Consider the following 15,819-nt stretch of genomic DNA (forward strand, 5'->3'; position numbering starts at 1 on the left):
GGTCCTGGCGTCCGGTCCTGACTCCCGGTCCGGACGGCCGTGTTGGCCTCGCCCCGGCTGTCCGGCGGCGGCGGACGGTCGACGGCCGCCCGTCCGCTCGTTCGTCCGTGCCGGGATGCCGGAGCCGGGACGTCGACGGCCGCCCACCCGGTGGTCCGGGGAGGGCGGCCGCGTGCGCCGTGGGGCGGCCGGGGCTCAGCCGTAGAGCGACTCGATGTCCTCCGCGAAGTCCTTCGCGACCACGTTCCGCTTGAGCTTGAGGGAGGGCGTCACATGCCCCGACTCCTCGGTGAACTGGCTCTTCAGCACCCGGAACTTACGTACCGACTCGGCCCGTGAGACCGCTGCGTTGCCCTCGTCGACCGCGCCCTGGAGGGCGGCCAGCAGTTCGGGGTCCTCGCGCAGTTCGGCGGGGGAGAGCCCGGACTTGCCGTGCTCCTCCGCCCACCGGGGGAGGAACTCCTCGTCCAGCGTCAGCAGCGCGGCGACGAACGGACGACCGTCGCCCACCACCATGCACTCCGCGACCAGCGCGTGGGCGCGGATACGGTCCTCGATGACGGCGGGCGCGACGTTCTTGCCACTGGCCGTCACGAGTATCTCCTTCTTCCGCCCGGTGATGGACAGGAAGCCGTCGGCGTCCAGGGTGCCGAGGTCACCGGTGTGGAACCAGCCGTCCGACAGCGCCTCGGCGGTGGCCGCCTCGTTGTTCCAGTAGCCGGTGAACAGGTGCTCGCCGTGCAGCAGCACTTCGCCGTCGTCCGCGATCCGCACCACCGAGCCGGGCAGCGGCTGGCCGACGGTGCCGATCTTCTGCCGGTCGTAGGGGTTGAAGGCGGTGGCGGCGCAGGACTCGGTCAGGCCGTAGCCCTCCAGGACGGTGAAGCCGATGCCCCGGTAGAAGTGGCCGAGCCGCTCGCCCAGCGGGGCGCCACCGGAGATCGCGTGCGTCGCCCGTCCGCCGAGGACCGCGCGCAGCTTGGTGTACACCAGCTTGTCGAAGACCTTGTGCTGGATCCGCAGCTTCAGCGACGGGCCCGCGGGGTCGTCCAGCGCGCGGCTGTAGGCGATGGCCACGTCCGAGGCGCGGTCGAAGATCCTGCCCTTGCCGTCTCCCTGGGCCTTGGCGCGCGCCGAGTTGTACACCTTCTCGAAGACGCGGGGCACGCCCAGCACCAGCGTGGGCCGGAAGGCGCCGAGGTCGTCGGTGAGCGTCTTGATGTCGGAGACGTGGCCGAGCTTGATCGGCGCCATCACCGCCGCGACCTCGACTAGCCGGCCGAAGACGTGCGCGGCGGGCAGGAACAGCAGGATCGAGGACTCGCCGGTCCGGAAGGCCGGGCGCAGCCGCTCGACGACGTTCCCGCACTCCGCGAAGAAGCTGCGGTGCGTCAGCACGCAGCCCTTCGGGCGGCCGGTGGTGCCCGAGGTGTAGACGATCGTCGCCGGGGAGTCGGCGTTCGCCACCGAACTCCGCTCGTCCACCGTGGTGTTCGGCACCTCGGCGCCTCGCGTGACGAGTTCCTCGACGGCGCCGGGCGCGCCCTCGGCGGGCTCGATCCGCCAGACGTTCGCCACCTCCGGCAGCGTGCCGCGCACCTCCTCGACGGCGGCGGCGTGGTGCTCCGACTCGACCACGCAGGCCACGGCGCCCGAGTCGCCGAGGATCCAGGCGATCTGCTCCGGGGAGCTGGTCTCGTACACCGGGACGGTGACCCCGCCGGCGCTCCAGATCGCGAAGTCGAAGAGGGTCCACTCGTAGCGGGTGCGGGACATCAGCCCGACGCGGTCGCCCGGCTCCACTCCGGCGGCGATCAGCCCCTTGGCGACGGACCGCACCTGCGCCAGGAAGTCGGCGGCGGTGATGTCCTCCCAGCGCCCGCCCTCCCGCTTGCGGCCGATGACCGCGACGTCCGGGTGCTGGGTCGCGTTGCGCCGGAGGAGGTCCGTGAGGTTTCCGTCGGCCGGGACCTCGTAAAGTGCCGGAAGGCTGAACTCGCGCAAGACTGTTGCTCCTCGTCGGCGCCGGACGTGGGGGCCGTCGAGGGGCGGCCTCCATTGGCTCTAGTCCAGGATCCTCGGAAAACCCTGAAGGAATGACGGCCCGGACGTTACCCATGGGTAGAGCACTCGGGATAGGGGGTGGCGCGGAGATGTCTCGTGCGTCACACGCCCCTGGACCGCTGATGGAAGCCTAATCCACGCCTTCCGGAAGCGGGAAGCGTCGCGTGCTCCGGGCCCTCCCGCACCCTGCCCACGGCGTCCTACGCTGAGCCCATGCCCGGCACCCGAATCCACGTAGTGAGCGATGTGCACGGGAACAGTGAGGACCTCGCGAAGGCCGGGGAGGGCGCCGACGCCCTCGTCTGCCTCGGGGACCTCATCCTGTTCCTGGACTACGCCGACCACTCGCGCGGGATATTCCCCGACCTGTTCGGCGTGGAGAACGCCGACCGCATCGTCGCGCTGCGCACCGCCCGCCGCTTCACCGAGGCCCGGGAGCTGTCCGCGCGGCTGTGGGCCGGGGTGGACCGGGCGGCGGCCACCGAGGCCGCGGTGCGCACCCAGTACGCGCGGCTCTTCGCCGCCTTCCCCACGCCCACCTTCGCGACCTACGGAAACGTCGACATGCCGCCGCTCTGGCCGGAGTACGCGGGGGGCGGCACCACCGTGCTGGACGGCGAGTGCGTGGAGATCGGCGGACTGCGCTTCGGCTTCGTCGGCGGCGGCCTGCGCACCCCCATGCGCACCCCCTACGAGGTGGACGACGCGACCTACGCCGCGAAGATCGCCGCGCTCGGCGAGGTCGACGTGCTCTGCTCCCACATCCCGCCGGACGTCCCGGAACTCTGCTACGACACCGTCGCCCGCCGGTTCGAGCAGGGAAGTTCCGCGTTGCTGGAGGCGATCCACGCGATCCGCCCGCGCTACCACCTCTTCGGCCACGTCCATCAGCCGCTGGCGCGCCGGATGCGCGTGGGGGCCACCGAGTGCGTGAACGTCGGCCACTTCAAGTCGACCGGCAGGCCCTGGGTCCTGGAGTGGTGAGCCACCGCCCGGCGCGCTGAACCGCGGGGGCGGTGGCCGCGGGTCTGTGGTCGGGGCCGGGGTCGGCACGCGGTGGGCCGGTGGACCCCGGGCGGAGGTGCGGCGCCGTGGCCGGGGTGTCCGGGTGCCGGTGTTCCCGGGCGCCGGGGTGCCGGAACGCGCGGAAGCCGGGGTGCCGCACGGGGAGCGTCGGAGGCCCGCGCGGCGGACCGTCCCTGGTCGCCCGCCCGAGACCACCCGGCGGGGTGGGCGGCGGGGGCATCCGGCCGGGGTCCGGGGGCGCGGTAACCTTCCACGGCAGACGGCAGAGGGGCGACCGGAGGGCCATGCACATGGCGGAACACACCAGCTCGAACATCACCATCGAGGCGGCGCCCGCAGCCGTGATGGGGGTGATCTCCGACTTCGCCCGCTACCCGGAGTGGACGGACGAGGTGAAGGAGGCCGAGGTGCTCTCCGAGGACGCCGAGGGCCGCGCCGAGCGGGTCCGCCTCCTGCTGGACGCCGGGGCGATCAAGGACGAACACACCCTGGCCTACGAGTGGGTGGGCGCGCACGAGGTGCGCTGGTCCCTGGTCACCTCCCAGATGCTCCGCGCCCTGGACGGCGTCTACCGGCTCGCCCCGCTCGACGGCGGCGCCCGTACCGAGGTGACCTACCAGCTCACCGTCGACGTCAAGATCCCGATGCTCGGCATGATCAAGCGCAAGGCGGAGAAGGTCATCATCGACCGCGCCCTGGCCGGACTGAAGAAGCGCGTCGAGTCCGGCGGCGCCCCCGTGTCCGGAAGCTGAGCGCGGTGCCCGGCCCCGCCCGGCCACCCCGTCCCCACACCCTGCTGGTGACCGGGGCTGGCGGAGCCGGACGCAGCACCCTGGCGGCGGCCGCGGCCAGCGCCGCCGCCCGCCGGGGCCACCGGACCCTGCTGCTCAGCCAGGAACCGGCGGACCGGCTGGCCGCGCTGCTCGGCTGCGCGCCCCCCGAGCACCCCGGCTCCCCGTGGGAGGCCGCCCCCGGACTCTGGACGCTCCAGGTCGACGCGGTCCGCGCCTTCCGTACCGCGCTGCTCGGCCTCCAGGAGCGGCTGCGCGGCGCCCTCGACCACCTGGGCGCCACCCCGCTGGACGAGGACGAACTGCTGGAGCTGCCGGGCGCCGGGGAGTTCGCGCTGCTCCGCGCGCTGACCGAGGCGAGCGCCGCCACCGGCGAGGAGCCCGGCGGTGTGGCCGAGCCCGGCGGCGCGGCCGAGGGGGAGCGCGGGCCCGCACGGCCGGGGGGCTGGGACACGGTCGTCGCCGACCTTCCCCCGGTACGGCAGACCGTCCCGCTGCTGGCGCTGCCCGAGGTGCTTCCGCGCTATCTGCGCCGTCTGGCGCCGCCCGAGCGGCAGGCCGCCCGCGCGCTCCGCCCCGTCCTGGCGCAGCTCGCCGGGGTACCGGTGCCCGGCGCCCGGCTCTACGAGACGACCGCCGAGTGGCAGCGCGCCCTCGCCGGGGTGCGCCGGGCCGTGACCGGCCCGCACGTCCGGGTGCGGCTGGTCACCGAGGCGGGGCCGCTGGCGCTCCGCGCGCTGGGGACCGCCCGGGCCGCGCTGGCGCTGCACGGGCTGCCGGTCGACAGCGTGGCCGTCAACCGGCTGCTGCCCGACGGGTCAGCGGACCCGTGGCTCGCCGAGGCGGCCGGGACACAGCGGCGGGCGCTGCGGGAGCTGCGCGCGGAGTGCGCGGCGGACGGCGTCCCCCTGCTCGAACTGCCCCACCTGGGCCACGACCCGTGCGGGCCCGGCGACCTCGCCGCGCTCGACCTGCCCGCCGTGCCGCCGGACAGCCCCGCGTCCACACCCGCCTCCGCCGCCACCGCGCCGGGTGCGGCCCCGCAGGTGGAGGACCGGCTGGACGAGGACGGCGAACTGGTGTGGCCGCTGCCCGTACCGGGCGCGGACAAGGCCGAGTTGGGGCTGGTGCGCCGGGGCGACGAGCTGATCGTCGACGTCGGTCCGCACCGCCGGGTGCTGGAGCTGCCGTCCGCGCTGCGCCGCTGCCGGGTGGCGGGCGCCGCGCTGGAGGAGGGCGAGCTGCGGGTGCGCTTCGTGCCCGACCCCGGCCTCTGGCCCACCCCCTCCTGACCGGCCGCCCCCGTCCCACTGTTCCCGCTGTTCCCGCCGGACGCCGGGGTGCCCGTACCGGCCGGGGGTTCGGGGCCCTTCCGGTACCGTCGAGCCAGAGCCGGAAGCGCGCCCGCGCGCCGCCGATGTTCCCGAGGGAGTCCGCCATGAGCGATGCCGCCGAACACCAGGCGCGCGACGCCGACGCCACCGCCGACGCCTGGGCCACCGCCTGCGAGGAGGACCTGGCCGCCGAGCGGGCCCGCCGCCGCGCCCAGTACGGTCCGCCGCCCGCGAGCGCGGCCGAGGAACTGCGGAGGCTGGCCGACGCGGTCTCCGAGCGGATCGGTGAGCTGGGCAGGCCGTTCGCCGGCTCGCCCGCGGCCTCGGTCGCGCAGGGCGTGGCCGAGCAACTGGTCCAGCGGGCCAGGAAGTCGGTGGAGCCGGTCATCGAGCGGAACCCGGAGGTCTTCGACCACCTCGCGACCGCCGGGGGCGAGCTGCTGGCCGCCTACCGGTCCGCCGTGCGCGAGGCCGAGCGGCGGTGGACGCGGGACGCGGCCGGGCAGGGCGGCGCGGGCCCGGACGGCACCCCGGGCACCGAACGCGTCGATCTGGACGACCCCCGGGACGACTGACCGGCCCGCCCGTCGCCCGGCTGCCCCACCCCGTCTCGTACCGTCCGCCCGCCCGGACCGCCCTCCCTCGCGCCCGTCGCTACCGCCGGTCCCGACGCCCCCGCGCGGGGGCGCGGTCGGCGCGGGCGGAACCGGGCGGTGGCGGGCCAGCGGCGGGCTGGTGGAGGGACCCCTCCGGTACGGTTGGCCACGGCGGGGTTCGACCGAAAACCGAGGGACAAATGGGACTCACCATCGGCGTCGACATTGGCGGAACCAAGATCGCGACAGGCGTCGTCGACGAGGCGGGAACGATCCTGGACCGCGCCACCCTGCCGACCCCGCCCACCCTGGACGCCGTGATCGACTCGATCGCCGAGGCCGTCCGGAGGGCCGGCGCCGAGCACCAGGTCGAGGCCGTCGGCATCGGAGCCCCGGGGTACGTCGACGACAAGCGGGCCACCGTCCTCTTCACCCCGAACCTCAACTGGCGGCACGAGGCGCTGAAGGACCGGGTCGAGCAGCGCGTCGGGCTCCCCGTGGTGGTCGAGAACGACGCCAACGCCGCCGCCTGGGGCGAGTACCGCTTCGGCGCGGGCACCGGCCACGACGACGTCGTCTGCGTCACCATCGGCACCGGACTCGGCGGCGGGATCATCATCGGCGGCCGCCTGTACCGCGGCCGCTTCGGTGTCGCCGCGGAGTTCGGGCACATCCGGATGGTTCCGGACGGGCTGCTGTGCGGCTGCGGCAACCAGGGCTGCTGGGAGCAGTACGCCTCGGGCAGCGCCCTCGTCCGGTACGCCCGACAGCGGGCCGCGGCCACCCCGGAGCGCGCGGAACTCCTGCTCGGCCTGGGCGACGGCAGCCCGGAAGGGGTCGAGGGCAAGCACGTCAGCGAGGCGGCGCGGCAGGGCGACCCGGTCGCCGTGGACGCCTTCCGGGAGCTGGCCCGCTGGGCCGGTGCCGGACTGGCCGACCTGGCCGCGCTCTTCGACCCGGGCGCCTTCATCGTCGGCGGTGGGGTGTCCGACGAGGGCGAGCTGGTGCTCGACCCGGTCCGGAAGTCCTACCGTCGCTGGCTGGTCGGCAGCCGCTGGCGCCCGCACGCCGAGGTCCTCGCCGCCCAACTGGGCGGCCGCGCCGGGCTGGTGGGGGTCGCGGACCTGGCCCGCCAGGGCTGAGCGGGAGCGGGGTGCGGACGTGACCCAGCGCGAGGAGGACACCGGCGGCGCGCGGCCCGCGCCCGGGCGGCACCCGCGAGGCACGCACGGACGGGACTCCACGGCGCCGCCGGAGCCCGCGGGCCCGGAGTTCCTGGCGGACCTGCCCGCCTCGCGCACCGCGCCGGACGGTTCCGCCGTCGTCCGGCTGCTCAGCTACAACGTCCGCTCCCTGCGGGACGACAGGGGTGCGCTCGCCCGGGTGATCCGGGCGTGCGCCCCGGACGTCCTCTGCGTCCAGGAGGCGCCCCGGTTCTTCCGCTGGCGCAAGCACGCGGCCTGGCTGGGCCGCGCCACCGGCACGTACTACGTCACGGGCGGGGCCACCGCCACCGGCCCCATGATCATGGCGAGGCTGCGGGCGACCGTCGAGCGCACCGAGGACGTCCTGCTGCCGCTGACGCCCGGGCTGCACCGCAGGGGCTTCGCCACCGCCGTGCTCCGGTTCGGCCCGGCCGCCCGCCTCGGGGTGCTCAGCTGCCACCTCAGCCTGCGCGCGAGCGAGCGGTACGCGCAGGCCGGGATGGCCCTCGACCAGCTGAAGGCGATGGGCGTCCCGCACACCGTCCTCGCCGGCGACCTCAACGACCGCCCCGGCGGACGGGCGTTCACCCGGCTCAGCACCGCGCTGCGGGACGGCTGGCGGGTGGCGCCCTGGGGCGCCGAGCACACGGCGATGGCCGACCGGCCGTGGCAGCGCATCGACGCGGTGCTGGCCTCGCAGGGCGTCGAAGTCCTCGGCTGTGGCGTGCCGTTCGGGCTGCCCGGCGTTCAGCCGGACGACCTGCGGGCGGCCACCGACCACCTGCCCGTCCTCGCCGCGCTCCGGGTGCCGCCCTCCGCGTGATCCCGCGCCCGCGCGCGGGCACGCCGGACGCCGGAACGGGCGGACGCCGGGACGAGCGGGCGGGGAGAGCGGACGACCGCCGAGGCGGGGAGCGTCGGCCGGGGCGATCAGACGACGGCGCCGCGCCCCGGGTCGTCCCAGTCGTCGTCATCGCGGCCGTCCCGCATACGGGCCACCAGGGTGCCGAAGCCGCCGAGGAAACCCCCCACCCCGAGCGTGACGATCCACCACACCAGCTCCACCTGGAAGACGATGCTGCCGAACAGCAGCAGCGGGCCGCCGAGCGCCGCGATCCAGGCGAAGGTCGTGGTGGCGTCCCCCCGGGGGACGGGCGGCGGCTCGGGCGGGACGAAGTGACCCTCGTCGTCGTCCTCCGCGGGGCTCCAGTCCCGGGGACCGGGAGCGGGCGTGGCGTTGAGCGTCAGCACGGTGAAGCCCCGCACCGAGGGCGGGCCGATGTTCCGCACCCGGTCGTCCTCGGCGGCGGACTCCCCGCCGTCGGACTTCGGGGTGTCCGCCGGGCCGGAACCGCCGTCCGCCGCCGGGGACGTGGACGGGGACGCGGACGTGCGGGCGTTCTCGCCCGCGTCCGGGGCGCCGTCCTTCGCGCCGGTGGGGGCTTCCGCGCCGGTGGGGGCGCCGGTGGCGCCCTCCTCGGCGGTGGGGGCGTCGGCGCCGGTCGTGCCGGTCTCGCCGCCGGTGTCCGCCGGGTCGGTGGCGGCCTTCGCGGTGGCCGGACCGCTGGTCTCGCGGCCGGTGTCCGCCGGGTCGGTGGTGTCCCGCTCGGCGGGGGTCCTCGGGGCGCCGGGGGCGTCCGCGCGGTCGGCCGGCGCCTGGTCGTACCCGGCGACGATCGCCGCCCAGGCCGCCTCCTCGTCCGCCGGGAGGGTGGGCTCGCGGCGCGGGGGACGCGTCGGCTCCCGGTCCTCGCCCTCCGCGTCCGGATCGCGCTCCGTCACTGCCCGGCCCCTTCCCGCGAACCGCCCGTCTCGTCGGCCGCCGAACCCACCCGCTGCCGGGGCAGCCGCCCGCCCGGCGTGGCGGCGTGGGTGACCCGGTCGATGAAGCCGTACGAGTCGGCGAAGACGCGCTCGGCGTCGTGGTCCAGGGTGGCGACGTGGTAGCTGTGCTCCAGCACCGTCTCCGTCACGTCGGTGGAGGAGACGGAGTTCAGCACCAGGGCCGAGTCGGACGGCGGCACCACGTGGTCCGTCCTGCTGTGCGCCACCAGCAGCGGCTGGGTGACCCGGGGGAGGTCCCGGCGCACCTCGCGCACCAGCGCCCGCATCCCGTACGCGGCCTGGGTCGGCACGCGCTGGTAACCCACCTCCGCCGCGCCCTCCTTGGCGATGTCGCTGCTGATCCCCTTCACCGAGCGCAGCAGGAAGCGGCCGACGGGCAGCACCGCCCCCGCGGCGCGCGGGAAGGTGACCGCCGGGTTGACCACCACCACACCGCTCACCCGCGCCCCGTGCCGGGCGGCCAGCCGCAGGGCGAGCCCGCCGCCCATGGAGAGCCCGCACACCACGACCCGCGCGCAGCGCTCGTCCAGCACCCGCAGCTCCCGCTCGACCGTGGCGTACCAGTCCTGCCAGCCCGTCACCGCGAGGTCCTGCCAGCGGGTGCCGTGCCCCGGCAGCAGCGGCACGGAGACGGTCAGGCCCCGGTCCGCCAGGTACTCGGCCCAGGGGCGCATCGACTGGGGTGACCCGGTGAAGCCGTGGCACAGCAGGACGCCGGTATCACCGCCGTCGCGGCGCAGTGGCTCGGCTCCGGGAAGGATGGGCACGCGGGCCTCCAGATCGTCGGTGGTCGGCCCCGGAGAGCCGGGGCCGCAGCATCGGCGCGGGACGCTCCACCCTACGCGGGCGTACCGTGACCGGGTAGCTCCGCTGCCGTCTCGGCGGAGACGGGCCCGGCACGTCGAGATAGGGTCTGCGCGTCACACACAGGAGGTCTCGGTTGTTCTACGGCGCGATGAAGCTGTCAGTCGGCAGCACGCTGAAACTGGCCTTCCGTCCCTGGGTGGAGGGCCTGGAGAACATCCCGGCCACCGGCCCCGCGATCCTGGCCAGCAACCACCTGTCGTTCTCCGACTCCTTCTTCCTCCCGGCGGTGCTCGACCGCAAGGTCACCTTCATCGCGAAGGCCGAGTACTTCACGACGCCCGGGGTGAAGGGCAAGCTGACGGCGGCGTTCTTCAAGGGCGTGGGACAGCTGCCGGTGGACCGCTCCGGGGCGCGCGGCGCGGGCGAGGCCGCGATCCGCAGCGGCCTCGAAGTGCTGGAGCGCGGCGAGCTGTTCGGCATCTACCCGGAGGGCACCCGCTCGCCCGACGGCCGTCTCTACCGGGGCAAGCCCGGGGCGCTGGCCCGGCTGGCGATCCGTTCCGGGGCGCCGGTGCTCCCCGTGGCGATGATCGACACGGAGAAGATCCAGCCGCCCGGCAAGGTCGTCCCGAAGCTGATGCGCCCCGGGATCCGGATCGGTGAGCCGCTCGACTTCAGCCGGTACCAGGGGATGGACAAGGACCGGTTCATCCAGCGCGCCGTGACCGACGAGGTGATGTACGAGATCCTCCGGCTGTCCGGCCAGGAGTACGTGGACATCTACGCGACGGCGGCCAAACGGCAGATCGCGGAGGCCGCCAAGGAGGCCGAGGCGAAGGAGGCCGAGGCCAGAGCCCAGGGCGCGGCGCGCGGACGCGCGCGCGGCGGACGCCCGGCGGACGCCCCGGACCCCGGCCCCGCCAACTCCGGTGCCGTTGACTCTGGCACCGCCAACTCCGGTGCTGCTAACTCTGGCACCCCCAACTCCGGTGCTGCTGACTCTGGCACCGCCAACTCCGGTGCCAGGGAGTCCCGTTCGCGGGACTCCGACACCCCGGGCTCCGGCCTACGGGACTCCGGCACCGGCCCGGCGACGCGGGCGGGCGGCGGCGCGCGGCCCGAGACCGGCGGCGCGGTGGAGCGCGAACGGGGCGACAGCGACAGCGGCGAGACGGGCAGCCGGGCCGCCTGAGCGGCCCCGGAACCCGGAACCCCGGACCCGGGAGCGGGCGCCGGTCTGCCGGGTGCGCGGTGGCGCCGGGATGCGGTGGCGCCGGTGGTCCGTCCGCGCCGTCCGCCCGTCGCCTCCCCGAACCACCGTTCCGTCGCGGGGCGTTGACGGCGTCCCCGCGGCGCCCGCGAACGGCGGCGGTCACGGCCGGGCGGCTGTCCGGGCACGGCGACGGATCCACGACCGCCGAGGGAGAACCACCGACCCACCCGGGATCAGGCCCACGGGCCCGTCCGGGACGGGGCCACGGGACGGGGGCCCGTCCGGGGCGACAGCCAGCGGGGCGGCGGGCGCCGACGACCACCACCCCGGGACCGTCGGCACCCGGGACAGCGAGAGCGTGGCAGAGGAGGGAGAGGGCGTGAAGCGGGTCGTCGAACTGCCGCTGTGGCGCGCGCTGGCGGGCTACCGGCTGCTGGCACTCGGCTACGCGCTGGCCGTCTTCGGCTGGGAGAACGACGGGTACAGCAACCGTCTCCTGGCCGGGGGTTACCTCCTCGTCCTCACCGTCTGGAACCTGCTGACGCTGCGGAAGGTCTCCTCGGCCGGACGCTGTACGCGCCGCTTCCTCGCCGCCGACATGACGCTCGGCCTGGCCGGAGTGCTGCTCTCCCCGCTGGCCGACGCCCACGACCGCGTCGGCCCCACCCTGCCCTCCATCTGGATCGCCGGACCGGTGCTGGCCTGCGCGCTGAAGGGCGGCTGGCGCTGGGCGGCGGCGGGCTCCCTGCTGGCCGGGGTCGCCAACCTCCTGGAACGCGGGGACGTCACCCGGATCACCGTGCACAACGTGCTGCTGGTCTGTGTGGCCAGCGTCGCGATCGGCTACGTCGTCGAGGTGGCGCGGGCCAGCGAGCGCACCCTCGCACGCGCCTGGCAGATCGAGGCGGCCACCCGGGAGCGGGAACGGCTCGCGCGGGACATCCACGACAACGTGCTCCAGGTGCTCGCCATGGTGCAGCGCCGGGGCACCGAGGCCGGAGGGGAGGCCGCCGAACTGGGGCGGCTGGCGGGTGAGCAGGAGGCGGCGCTGCGTTCCCTGGTCTCCAGCGGCATCGCGCCGGGCACGGCCCTCCCCGAGGGCCCGCCGTCCGGACCGTCCCGCGCCGAACCGGCCGGGGACGCCGCGAGGGACGCCGACGCCGCCCCGCCCCCGGCGGAGGGGGACGCGGCGGACGCGGAGCGCGATCTGCGGGCGCTGCTCGCCCCGTTCCGCGGTGCCCGGACCTCCTTCGCCGAACCCGGCGGCCCCGTGCCGCTGCCCGTGCCGCGAGCCGCCGAGCTGACCGCCGCCGTCGCGGCCGCGCTGGACAACGTGCGACGGCACGCCACCCACCCCGACGGCGAGGCGGCGCGGGCGTGGATCCTGCTGGAGGACGAGCCGGACGCGGTCCTCGTCACGGTGCGCGACGACGGCCCGGGTATCCCCGAGGGACGCCTGGCGGACGCCGAACGCGAGGGCCGGATGGGGGTGGCGCTCTCCATCCGGGGACGGCTGCGGGACCTGGGCGGCTCGGCGGAGGTCGTCTCGATCCCGGGACAGGGGACGGAAGTGGAGCTGAGGGTGCCGAAGCATGTCTGAATCGGACGGGACGGACGGAAGCGCGGAGCGCGGCGACACCGCTCCGGTCACGGTGATGGTGGTCGACGACCACCCCATGTGGCGGGACGCCGTCGCGCGGGACCTGGAGGGCGCCGGGTTCCCCGTGGTCGCCACGGCGGGCGACGGCGCGGAGGCGGTGCGCAGGGCGCGCGCCGCCAGCCCCGACGTCCTGGTACTGGACCTGAACCTGCCGAGCCTGCCGGGGGTGGAGGTGTGCCGGGAGCTGGTCGGCGGCGCCGGACCGGCGCCACGGGTGCTGGTGCTCTCGGCCAGCGGGGAGCACGCCGACGTGCTGGAGGCCGTCAAGTCCGGGGCCACCGGCTACCTGGTGAAGTCCGCGAGCCCGGAGGAGCTGCTGGACGCGGTCCGCCGCACCGCGCGGGGCGAGCCCGTCTTCACCCCGGGGCTGGCCGGGCTGGTGCTCGGCGAGTACCGCAGGCTCGCGGTGGACGGCGGGGAGCCGGTCCGGGGTACCCCCGGCGAGCCCGGGGTGCCCCGGCTGACGGACCGCGAGACGGAGGTGCTCCGGCTGGTGGCGAAGGGTCTCAGCTACAAGCAGATCGCCGAGCGCCTGGTGATCTCGCACCGCACGGTCCAGAACCACGTGCAGAACACCCTGGGCAAGCTCCAGTTGCACAACCGCGTGGAGCTGGCGCGGTACGCGATCGAGCGCGGCCTCGACACCGACTGACCGGCACACCACGGAGTACCCGGAACCCCCGGTGTGCGCCCGAAAGCACGGAGCCTCCCGCAGCAGACGGAAACGCCCCGGAGTTCCGCGTGCGGCCGCCCGTACGGCTCGGCGGGGACGCCGGGTGAAATGCGCGCCACGTGCCGCCCGTCCGTTTCCTCTCCCTCGTACGAGTGAGGTGCGATAAGTCAACTGCCCGATATGGCAGATGAGTTCCGTAATCCACCCCATCCCGTGTGACCTGGATCACCGCTAGCGTGACGGCAGTTGTGTCCACTGTCGCGTGTTCGCGGCGAAGGGAGATTCCATGCGGGTGGGAATGCTGACGGGCGGCGGTGACTGCCCCGGACTCAACGCGGTGCTGCGGGCCGCCGTCCGTAAGGGCGTCCAGCGGTACGGCTACGACTTCCTCGGCTTCCGGGACGGCTGGCGCGGTCCCCTGGAGGGCGACACGGTGCGGCTCGACATCCCGGCGGTGCGCGGCACGCTCCCGCGCGGCGGCACGATCCTGGGCTCCTCGCGCACCAACCCCCTCCAGGCGGCGGACGGGGTCCGCAGGATCCGCGAGAACCTCGCGAAGTACGAGGTCGACGCGCTGATCGCGATCGGCGGCGAGGACACCCTCGGAGTCGCCGCCCGCCTGACCGACGAGTACGGCATCCGCTGTGTCGGGGTGCCGAAGACCATCGACAACGACCTGTCCGCGACCGACTACACCTTCGGCTTCGACACGGCCGTCGGGGTAGCGACCGAGGCCATCGACCGGCTGCACACCACGGCCGAGTCCCATATGCGGGTGCTGGTGGTGGAGGTCATGGGCCGGCACGCCGGATGGATCGCCCTCCACTCCGGCCTGGCGGGCGGCGCCAACTGCGTCCTCATCCCCGAGCGCCGCTTCGACGTCGACGAGGTCTGCGACTGGGTCACCTCCCGATTCAGGGCGAGCTACGCGCCCATCGTGGTGGTCGCCGAGGGGGCCACCCCGAAGGGCGGCGAGATGGTGCTGAAGGACGAGTCGACGGACTCCTTCGGCCACGTCCGGCTCTCGGGCGTGGGGGAGTGGCTGGCCAAGCGGATCGAGGAGCGCACCGGCAAGGAGGCCCGCACCACGGTGCTCGGCCACATCCAGCGCGGCGGCACCCCCAGCGCCTTCGACCGCTGGCTGGCCAGCCGGTTCGGGCTGCACGCGATCGACGCGGTGCGGGACGGCGCCTGGGGCACCATGGTCGCGCTGCGCGGGACCCGGGTCGTGCGGGTGCCGCTCGCCGAGGCCACCGCGAAGCTCAAGACGGTCGACCCGGAGCTGTACGAGGAGGCCAGCGTCTTCTTCGGCTGACGGTTCCCCGGACGGGGTGGGGCGGCAGGTCGGGCGGCGGGGCGGAGTGTGCCGCCGTATATTCCGGAAACGCGGTGTTCCCGTCGAATGCCGCTTCCACCCCGTCCGAGAGAACCGAGCCTCTGGAGTGTTCCGTGCGGATCCTGGCGTTCGGCGTGCAGCCCGACGAGCGACCGCTGCTGGAGAAGGCGTGCGCCGACCGCGAGCACCGCGTGCACTGTCTGGACGTCTTCCTGAACGGCGACACCGCGCCGCTCGCCGCCGGACACGAGGTCGTCTCGGTCAGCGTCAACGCCCAGCTGGACGACGCGGTGCTGCGCACCCTCGCAGCGGGCGGCAGCCGGATGATCGCCCAGCGCGCCACCGGCTTCAACAACATCAACCTGGAGACCGCCGCCGAGTTGGGGCTGACCGTCGCCCGCGTCGCCCACTACTCGCCGTACTCCGTCGCGGAGTTCGCCTGGGCGCTGGCGATGGCGGTCAACCGCCGGGTGCCCCGCGCAACCCGCCGCACCCGCGAGTTCGACTTCCGGCTGGACGGGCTGATGGGCCGCGACATGCACGGCCGCACGGCCGGTGTGGTGGGTACCGGCAAGATCGGCTCGGCCTTCGCCCGGATCGCGCACGGCTTCGGGATGCGGCTGCTGGGCTGGGACGTGGCGCGCGACCCGGGCTGCGAGGAGCTGGGCCTGGAGTACGTCCCGCTGTCCCGGCTGCTCACCGAGTCCGACCTGGTCAGCCTGCACGTCCCGCTGGTGGACGCGACACACCACCTGCTCGGCGCGGAGGAGCTGCGGTCGATGCGGGACGAGGCGCTGCTGGTCAACACCAGCCGTGGCGGGCTGGTGGACACCGACGCGCTGGTGGGGGAGTTGCGCGCCGGCCGCTTCTGGGGCGTCGGCCTGGACGTCTACGAGGCCGAGTCCGGACTGTTCTTCCTGGACCGCTCGCTCGACGTGGTGGCCGACGACACCCTCGCCCGCCTGATGACCTTCAACAACGTGCTGCTCACCTCGCACCAGGCGTTCTACACCCGGGAGGCGGTCGGCCAGATCGTCGGCACCACGGTGAACAACGTGGAGGACTACCTGGCCGGGCGGGCCAGCGAGAACGTCCTCGTCGACGCGGGCACCCTCGTCCCGGGGTGACGCGCCTCTCCGGCCCGCCGTCCGTCGGCTCCCGCGCCCGTCCCGGCGCGCGGGGCGGACGCGCCGGGACGCCGGTGAGCGGGCCGGGCGCGCGGTGACGCGCGCGCCACGTCTCGTGACGGAGTGCGTTCCGTCTCAGCTG

At 74.9% G+C, this 15,819-nt stretch carries 13 protein-coding genes and 1 pseudogene; 11 read left to right on the top strand and 3 right to left on the bottom strand.

Annotated features, from left to right (window positions below):
- Positions 1-195: 195 nt before the first annotated feature.
- On the bottom strand, positions 196-2,004 hold the full coding sequence (locus E0L36_RS05020) for a long-chain fatty acid--CoA ligase (protein ID WP_180927610.1): 1,809 nt from the start codon (positions 2,002-2,004) through the stop codon (positions 196-198).
- A gap of 273 nt (positions 2,005-2,277) precedes the next feature.
- Here E0L36_RS05020 and E0L36_RS05025 point away from each other — a divergent pair, with 273 nt between their 5' ends.
- The 6 genes from E0L36_RS05025 to E0L36_RS05050 all read left to right on the top strand — a co-directional run bounded on the left by E0L36_RS05025 (position 2,278) and on the right by E0L36_RS05050 (position 7,839).
- Entirely contained in the window at positions 2,278-3,048 is a 771-nt protein-coding gene (locus tag E0L36_RS05025) for a metallophosphoesterase (RefSeq protein WP_180927611.1), read from the top strand.
- Between the two features lie 332 nt (positions 3,049-3,380).
- Entirely contained in the window at positions 3,381-3,842 is a 462-nt protein-coding gene (locus E0L36_RS05030) for an SRPBCC family protein (protein ID WP_180927612.1), read from the top strand.
- Between the two features lie 5 nt (positions 3,843-3,847).
- Positions 3,848-5,173, top strand: a complete 1,326-nt coding sequence (locus E0L36_RS05035; RefSeq protein ID WP_180927613.1) for an ArsA family ATPase — start codon at positions 3,848-3,850, stop codon at positions 5,171-5,173.
- 146 nt (positions 5,174-5,319) lie between these two features.
- Positions 5,320-5,790 (top strand): DUF5304 domain-containing protein, encoded by a 471-nt coding sequence (locus E0L36_RS05040; RefSeq protein WP_258015902.1) that lies wholly within the window; start codon positions 5,320-5,322, stop codon positions 5,788-5,790.
- 221 nt (positions 5,791-6,011) lie between these two features.
- Positions 6,012-6,953, top strand: coding sequence for an ROK family glucokinase (locus E0L36_RS05045; protein WP_180927615.1), 942 nt, complete (start codon positions 6,012-6,014; stop codon positions 6,951-6,953).
- Between the two features lie 133 nt (positions 6,954-7,086).
- Positions 7,087-7,839, top strand: a complete 753-nt coding sequence (locus E0L36_RS05050; RefSeq protein ID WP_180928611.1) for an endonuclease/exonuclease/phosphatase family protein — start codon at positions 7,087-7,089, stop codon at positions 7,837-7,839.
- Positions 7,840-7,946: 107 nt separating this feature from the next.
- Here E0L36_RS05050 and E0L36_RS28190 read toward each other — a convergent pair whose 3' ends face one another.
- Both E0L36_RS28190 and E0L36_RS05060 read right to left on the bottom strand, forming a co-directional pair.
- On the bottom strand, positions 7,947-8,798 hold the full coding sequence (locus tag E0L36_RS28190) for a hypothetical protein (protein WP_308416637.1): 852 nt from the start codon (positions 8,796-8,798) through the stop codon (positions 7,947-7,949).
- A complete protein-coding gene (locus E0L36_RS05060; protein WP_180927616.1) occupies positions 8,795-9,628 on the bottom strand; it encodes a carboxylesterase in 834 nt (277 codons plus the stop codon). The genes E0L36_RS28190 and E0L36_RS05060 overlap by 4 nt, the downstream gene beginning before the upstream one ends.
- A 173-nt stretch (positions 9,629-9,801) precedes the next feature.
- Between E0L36_RS05060 and E0L36_RS05065 the strand changes: the two are divergent.
- The 5 genes and pseudogenes from E0L36_RS05065 to E0L36_RS05085 all read left to right on the top strand — a co-directional run.
- A pseudogene (locus E0L36_RS05065) lies at positions 9,802-10,536 on the top strand (lysophospholipid acyltransferase family protein); the annotation flags it as partial.
- Positions 10,537-11,239: 703 nt separating this feature from the next.
- Positions 11,240-12,481, top strand: a complete 1,242-nt coding sequence (gene macS, locus E0L36_RS05070; RefSeq protein ID WP_308416638.1) for a MacS family sensor histidine kinase — start codon at positions 11,240-11,242, stop codon at positions 12,479-12,481.
- The gene (locus E0L36_RS05075) at positions 12,474-13,193 is read left to right on the top strand and encodes a response regulator transcription factor (protein ID WP_180927618.1); all 720 of its coding nucleotides are present in this window, start codon (positions 12,474-12,476) and stop codon (positions 13,191-13,193) included. Before macS ends, E0L36_RS05075 begins: the two co-directional genes overlap by 8 nt.
- A 307-nt stretch (positions 13,194-13,500) precedes the next feature.
- Positions 13,501-14,529: a 6-phosphofructokinase gene (locus E0L36_RS05080; protein WP_180927619.1), complete on the top strand. Its 1,029-nt coding sequence runs from the start codon at positions 13,501-13,503 to the stop codon at positions 14,527-14,529.
- Between the two features lie 134 nt (positions 14,530-14,663).
- Positions 14,664-15,677, top strand: a complete 1,014-nt coding sequence (locus tag E0L36_RS05085) for a 2-hydroxyacid dehydrogenase (protein ID WP_180927620.1) — start codon at positions 14,664-14,666, stop codon at positions 15,675-15,677.
- Positions 15,678-15,819: the final 142 nt, after the last annotated feature.

The organism is Streptomyces sp. AJS327 (genome assembly GCF_013450295.1).
Classification (GTDB): Bacteria; Actinomycetota; Actinomycetes; order Streptomycetales; family Streptomycetaceae; genus Streptomyces.